This window comes from Kitasatospora sp. NPDC057518 (genome assembly GCF_042802075.1).
Taxonomy (GTDB): domain Bacteria; phylum Actinomycetota; class Actinomycetes; order Streptomycetales; family Streptomycetaceae; genus Kitasatospora.
Genome location: NZ_JBHVEU010000490.1, coordinates 1 through 6,448, shown reverse-complemented (window position 1 = coordinate 6,448; position 6,448 = coordinate 1). Strand labels below are relative to the sequence as shown.

General features: G+C 75.2%; 6 protein-coding genes. 5 read left to right on the top strand and 1 reads right to left on the bottom strand.

From position 1 onward, the window contains the following. The first annotated feature begins 98 nt into the window (after positions 1 to 98). Positions 99 to 698, top strand: a complete 600-nt coding sequence (locus ACFU7Z_RS34065; protein WP_380743123.1) for a TetR/AcrR family transcriptional regulator — start codon at positions 99 to 101, stop codon at positions 696 to 698. A 148-nt stretch (positions 699 to 846) separates the two neighbouring features. Beyond that, positions 847 to 2,337: an alpha/beta hydrolase gene (locus ACFU7Z_RS34060; RefSeq protein ID WP_380781803.1), complete on the top strand. Its 1,491-nt coding sequence runs from the start codon at positions 847 to 849 to the stop codon at positions 2,335 to 2,337. Between the two features lie 49 nt (positions 2,338 to 2,386). Here ACFU7Z_RS34060 and ACFU7Z_RS34055 read toward each other — a convergent pair whose 3' ends face one another. After that, on the bottom strand, positions 2,387 to 4,000 hold the full coding sequence (locus ACFU7Z_RS34055; RefSeq protein ID WP_380781801.1) for a hypothetical protein: 1,614 nt from the start codon (positions 3,998 to 4,000) through the stop codon (positions 2,387 to 2,389). Between the two features lie 389 nt (positions 4,001 to 4,389). Here ACFU7Z_RS34055 and ACFU7Z_RS34050 point away from each other — a divergent pair, with 389 nt between their 5' ends. The 3 genes from ACFU7Z_RS34050 to ACFU7Z_RS34040 all read left to right on the top strand — a co-directional run bounded on the left by ACFU7Z_RS34050 (position 4,390) and on the right by ACFU7Z_RS34040 (position 6,334). After that, positions 4,390 to 4,857, top strand: a complete 468-nt coding sequence (locus ACFU7Z_RS34050; protein WP_074001015.1) for a hypothetical protein — start codon at positions 4,390 to 4,392, stop codon at positions 4,855 to 4,857. Between the two features lie 101 nt (positions 4,858 to 4,958). Continuing rightward, positions 4,959 to 5,624, top strand: coding sequence for a DUF3105 domain-containing protein (locus ACFU7Z_RS34045; RefSeq protein WP_380781799.1), 666 nt, complete (start codon positions 4,959 to 4,961; stop codon positions 5,622 to 5,624). Positions 5,625 to 5,659: 35 nt separating this feature from the next. Then, positions 5,660 to 6,334, top strand: a complete 675-nt coding sequence (locus ACFU7Z_RS34040; protein WP_380781805.1) for a DUF305 domain-containing protein — start codon at positions 5,660 to 5,662, stop codon at positions 6,332 to 6,334. Positions 6,335 to 6,448: the final 114 nt, after the last annotated feature.

Here is a 6,448-nt window from a genome sequence, read left to right as displayed (position 1 = left end):
GCCGTACGCCCCCGCCCGGGCCGCCTTCCCGCGTTCCGCGCCGCTTCCCGAGCCCCGCGCCGCCTTCCCGCGTTCCGGCCCACCGAGGAGAACCCCACATGGCCGACCCCCGCCCGCGCCGGCCGGCCCGCCCCCGCGAGGAGGTCTTCGCCACCGCCCGGGCCGCGATCGCCGAACACGGGCTCGCCAAGCTCACCATGGCCGGGCTCGGCAAACAGCTCCAGATGAGCGCCGGACACCTGCTCTACTACTTCGGCAGCAAGGACCAGCTGCTGCTGGAGACCCTCCGCTGGAGCGAGGACCAGCTCGGCGCCCGCCGCCGCGAGGCCCTCGCCGACCACACCCTCGACCCCTGGCAGCGCCTCGACGCCTACCTGCGCCTCTACCTGCCGGAGGGCGCGGGCGACCCGCGCTGGATCCTCTGGGTCGAGGTGTGGGGCCGCTCCCCCGCGAGCGCCGAGATCCGCCAGGGCCAGCAGGAGATCGAGGCCCCCTGGCAGGCCGACCTGGTCGCCCTCATCGAGGAGGGCACCGCCACCGGCCGCTTCACCCCCGGCCCCGCCGCCGACCGCGCGGCCCAGATCCGCGCCCTGCTCGACGGCCTCGCCGTCCCCGTCGCCATCGGCCTCCCGGACGCCCACCGCGACACCGCCCTCACCCAGGCCACCGCCGTCACCGGCATCCTCCTGCGCACCTGAGCGGCCCCGCGGCCTGACCGGCTCCGGTTCCGACCCCGGCCCCGGATCCGGCTCAACCACCGGGTGGAGAACGGCGGGTGGAGAACCGGCCGCCGACCTCCACCCCCGCTCCGAAGCCGGGGCCGCCGAGCCGACCTACCGTCAGAGCATGACCGCGATCCTGCGCCGCACGGCCGCGACCGGTGGCCTGCTGCTCTCCCTCCTGCTCCTGCCCGCGGCCGTCGCCCCGCCGACGGCCGACGCCGACGCCGCGCCCACCGCCCTCCGTTGGGGGCCCTGCCCGGCCCCGACCCCCAACGCCAACGGCACGCCCTTCCCCCGCGACTCGCGCCAGCGGTGCACGACGCTGCGCGTCCCCCGCGACTACCGCCACCCCGGCGCCGGGACCCTCACGCTCACCGTCTCCCGGATCCGCACCGCCGACCCGGCCCACCGCCGCGGCGACCTCGTGGTGGCCCCCGGCGGACCGGGCGGCTCCGGCCTCGACTACCCCGGGGAGGCCACCGCCTTCCTGCCGCCCGACGTCCTGCGCTCCTACGACCTGATCGGCTTCGACGAGCGCGGCGTCGGCAACAGCACCCCCGTGCACTGCGACCTGCCCGCCGAGGAGCGCGCCGCCGAACTCAACTACCCCTTCCCCGCCCCCGACGGCTCGATCACCGCCAACCTCGACCTGGCCCGGCGGATCGCCGACGCCTGCGCCGCCGCGAGCGGCCCGTACCTCGCCGACATCACCACCGCCGACTCCGCCCGGGACCTCGACCGGATCCGGGCCGCCCTCGGCGTCCACCGGATCTCCTACCTGGGCTCCTCCTACGCCACCTACCTCGGCCAGGTCTACGCGAGCCTCTTCCCCACCCGCGCCGAGCACCTGGTGCTGGACAGCACGGTCGCCCCCGGCGGGGAGCAGCAGGCGATCGGCCTGTTCAGCGAGGGCACCGAGGAGGCCTTCCCGGCCCTCGCCCGGTACCTCGCCGCCCGCGACGACACCCTCCACCTGGGCGCCACCCCCGAAGCCGTACGGGCCGCCTACCTGCGGCTCGCCGAGGAGCTCGACCGCGCGCCGTTCGGCCTGCCCGACGGCCGGACCCTCACCGGCAACACCCTTCGGGCCGTCGTCTACGCCTCGCTCACCAAACCTCGCTACTACCCGCTGGCCGCCACGGTGCTGCGGATGGCCGCCACCCGCACCGCCCCGCCGCCGGGAGGCTCCCCCGGCAGCGGCCTCCCGTCGGTCATCCCGGACAACTTCGTCGCCGCCCAGTCCGCGGTGATCTGCGGCGACTCCGCCTGGCCCCGCGACCCCGCCGTCTACGCCGCCCGCACCGCGGCCGACCGGCAGCGCTACCCGCTCACCGCCGGCATGTCCGGCAACGTCTGGCCCTGCGCGTTCTGGCACTACCGCCCCGAGGAACCGCCGGTGCACCCGAACCCGGACGGGCCGCGGAACATCCTGATGCTCCAGAACCGCTACGACGCCTCGACGCCGTACTCCGGGGCCCGTCAGGTCCGGTCGGCCTTCGGCCACCGGGCGGCGATGGTCACGGTGGACGCCACCGGGCACGGCGTCGACTTCACCGACCCCCGGATCCGCGACCCGCTCACCGCCTTCCTCCTCGACGGCCGGCTGCCGGCCTGACCGGCCCGGGACCTCACCCCGCCGCTCCGCATCCCGCCGCCCTCCCCGGTCACTCGGTCCAGATGGCGGCGGCGGTGCGGTCGTCGGCATAGCCCTTGGCGCGGACCTGGACCTGGCGGAGGAAGTCGACGGTGCCCGGGGGGTGCGGGTGGGTCCAGTGGGTGGAGAGGAAGTGGGCGACGGCCGGCTCGTCGGCGATGGGGCGGGCGAGACCGGGGGTGCAGAGCAGAAGGATGTCGCCCGGCGTCACGGGGACGAGCCGGAAGCGGAACGGGCGCGGACCGGGCACCGGGGCCTCGGGGACCGGCGGCTGGCCGTCCGGGTGGTGCAGCAGGCGGGCCGCGTAGGCGTCGATCCAGTGGCCGGAGCGCAGCAGGTAGAGCCCGCCCGGGCCGACGCCGAAGGCCGCCCGGTAGCCGGCCTCCGGGTCCAGCGACACCAGCAGGCAGTGCAGCAGCGCCGGGGACGGCGCGTCCTCCTCCTCCCGGGGCACCAGGGCGCGCAGCGGGGCGGCGGCACCGGTGGCCAGGCGCTGGAGGCCGTAGCGGAGCCGGTCGCGGGCGCCGGCGCGCAGGTCGGCGGCCAGCCCGGCCCGGCTGCGCCCGATCGCGGCCGCGAGCTGGTGGCACGCCTCCCCGGTGGCCGCCGCGACCGCCTCGGCGGTGAGCGCCTCCTCCTCGGGGCCGCCCGTCCGGTCGAAGCCGCCGAGGACGGCGAGCAGCAGGCCGTCGGGGCCCTCGCCGAACCGGGTGACCAGCAGGGCGTCGCGGCGCGGCTCGCCCCGGTAGCGCGCGGAGTCACCCCGGACGGAGGCGGCGCGCAGCACGGACGGCCCGTACTGGGCGCCGTCCAGCACGGTGTCCGGTACGAGCGCGCGCAGTGCGCCCGGGTCCGCCTCGGGTACGGCCGTCGGCTCGGGTCCGTAGGTCGGCGGGCGCTCGCCGACGTGCGGGACGGCGGCGCCGCCGTCGGCGAGCGGTGCGCGGATGGCCAGGCGGGGATCGGGGACGGGCGCGGGGGCTTCCGGCTGCTCCGCCGTCTCCGGCTCGGCCGGCGCCTCGGCGGCGGGCTCGGGCTCAGGCTCCGGCTCGGGCTCCGGCTCGGGCTCCGGTTCGGGGGCGGGTGGTGGGGTGGGCTTCTCCAGCGAGACCGGGTCCGGGACCGGTACGGTCTCCGGCTCAGGTACCGGCTCGGGCTCGGGTACCGGCTCCGGCTGTACCTCCGGCTCCGGCGCGGGCTTCGGCGTGTCCTCGGCGACGGCGGGGGCCGGGACGTGGTGGGTCTCGGAGGAGGTCCGCTGTCGCCCGATCCCCTCCGCCCCGCCGATCACGCCGACCGCGGTGTCGAACCAGTCGTCGATGCTGTCCCGGTTGTCCGCGCCCTCCGAACCGTCAGGCTCCGCGGGAGCCCCGACCTCGACCTCAGGCTCAGCCGCCGCAGCCGCCACCTCCGGCTCAGGCTCCGGCTCCGGCCGCACCTCCGGCTCCGCCGACCGCTGCTGCCCGATGAGCCCGACCGCCGTGTCGAACCAGTCGTCCACGCTGCCGTCCCCCGGGTCGGCGTGCGGGGTGTCCGGGAGGGTGCCCGCCGGACCGTCGTAGACGGCGTCCCACCAGCCGTCGTCCGGCCGGTGCGGCTGTGCCGGTGCACCCTGCTTGCTCATCTGGCGGCTCCTGGTCGTTCCGTGGTCGCGCCGCCCCCGGGCGGGCCGGGCTGACGACATTGTTCTCCACCCGCGAGGACCCTGTCCGGGTTTCGGCGACAACCGGTCACCCACCGGAAAGTCCCGGCCACCGCGCTCACCTGCCGGTTCGCGAGCCCGGTCCCGGGCGCGTCATCCATTCGTCCGCTTCCGTTCCGTCCGTGCTTGCCGGATGTGTCCGGAGCAGGGTGTTTCCTGGTCATCCGGGCGTACGGGCCGCCGAAAATGGGGGCCGGTGGGGGGCATCGCATCACTCGTTCGGCTGATTAAATGTGCGCATGACCGCGTCGGCCCCCAGTTCGCCCCGACCGGGGAGGGCCGCATCCGCGGGCCGCCCGGCAGGTGGGCTGTTGGTCCTGCTGCTCGTCGCGCTGCTGACGCTGCTGCCGTGCGCGGGCCAGGCGAAGGCGGTGGACGGCTCCGGCCATCCGACGGCGGCCGCGGCCCCGGCCGGCTCCGTCACCGTGGTCAGCGTGGTCAGCGTCCAGGTCGCCACCGGGCACGCCTCCTACACCGGCCGTGCCGCGAAGGTCGCCAAGTCCGCGAACCCCTCGGACCACCACCGGACGGCCGAGGAGCAGGGGCACTGGATCCTCTGCACCGCCGACGGCCAGCCGCCGCGCAACAACGGCTGCTCCAGCCACCCGTACTGCCCGCAGGACGCCCAGCTGCCGAACCCGCCGCCGCAGCCGCAGCCCGCCGTGTCACCGCTGACCCCGACCGCGCCCGACGCGCAGCCCCGGGTGGTGCCCGCCGGCCTGCTGGACGGCGCGCACCCGGTTCCCGACCTGCACGAACTCCAGGTCCACCGGTCCTGAGCGGAACCCACCGCCGGCGCAGCCGCCGACGGATCCGTCCCTCCTCTCACTCCACCTGACCGCCGCCACCGACCGGTGCGGCGGGGACAAGGACGACCACCATGGGTTCCTCCTCCAAGCAGTCCAACAAGCCCGGCGGCAAGCAGGACGGCCTCGACCGCCGTGCCCGGATCGCCGAGCTGCGCGCCGCCGAGCAGCGCCGCGACCGCCGCAACAAGATCGTCGCCTCGGTGGTGGCCGGTGTGCTGGTGGTCGGTGCGATCGCCACTGGCACCTGGATCGTCATGGACCAGAACCAGAAGAAGAAGGACAAGCAGGCCGCCGCCAACGCGGACATCCCGGGCGTGAAGACCTTCGGCGAGCTGAGCCGCACCCACGTCAAGGACAAGGTCACCTACCCGATGACCCCGCCGGTCGGCGGCGACCACAACGCCATCTGGGCGGACTGCATGGCCCACGTCTACGACCAGCCGCTCGAGAACGAGCGCGCCGTCCACTCGCTGGAGCACGGCGCGGTCTGGGTGACGTACAACAGCAAGGCCACCCCGGACGACATCAAGACCCTCTCCGACAAGGTCAAGAAGACCCCGTACTCGATGATGAGCCCGTACCCGGACGAGCAGGGCACCATCACCCTGAACGCCTGGAGCACCCAGCTGGTCGTGGACAGCGCCAGCGACCCGCGGGTGGAGGAGTTCTTCACCAAGTACGTCCAGGGCAAGCAGACCCAGGAGCCGGGCGCCTCCTGCACCATGGGGCAGATGTGACCGCCGACGCGGACCGCCCGGATCGCCCGGACGACCTGGACGGTACGGAGGACGGCGCGGCCCCGCGCCGCCGCCGCCTGTGGTGGCCGGCCGCGCTGGCCGCCGCCGTGGCGCTGGCGCTCGGGGTGCCGGCCCTGGTGGCGAGCGGGACCTCGGCGTCCGGCTCCTCCACGCTGTCCGTCCCGGCGGACGACTCCCCCGAGGCCGGGTTCGCCCGCGACATGGCGACCCACCACCAGCAGGCGGTGGACCTGTCGTTCGTCGTCCGGGACCGCACCGCCGACGAGCCGACCCGCACCCTGGCCTTCGACATCATCAACACCCAGGCCAACCAGCGCGGGATGATGATGGGCTGGCTGGACCAGTGGGGGCTGTCCCAGCACTCGACCGCCACGCCGATGGCGTGGATGAAGATGGGCCACGAGTACCAGGCCCACGACGGTTCGCTGATGCCCGGCATGGCCACCAACACCCAGATCGCGAAGCTGCGCACGCTCAGCGGGCGGGACGCCGAGGTGTTCTACCTCCAGCTGATGATCGAGCACCACAAGGGCGGCGTCGAGATGGCCCAGGGCTACGTCGACAAGGCCCGGAACGACACCGAGAAGCGGCTGGCGCAGTCGATGGTGGTCGCCCAGACCTCCGAGCTCCAGCTGATGACCGACATGCTCAAGGAGCGCGGCGCCGAACCCGGCGTGCCCGCCTCCTGAGCGGTCGCCCCGCTCGGCCTGTCCGGTCTCTTCCACCTGTTCCACCTGTTCCGCGTTCCGCGCGTTCCCCGGACGGCCGGGGCGCCGGCGGGGACGGTCCCGTACCGTCCCGGC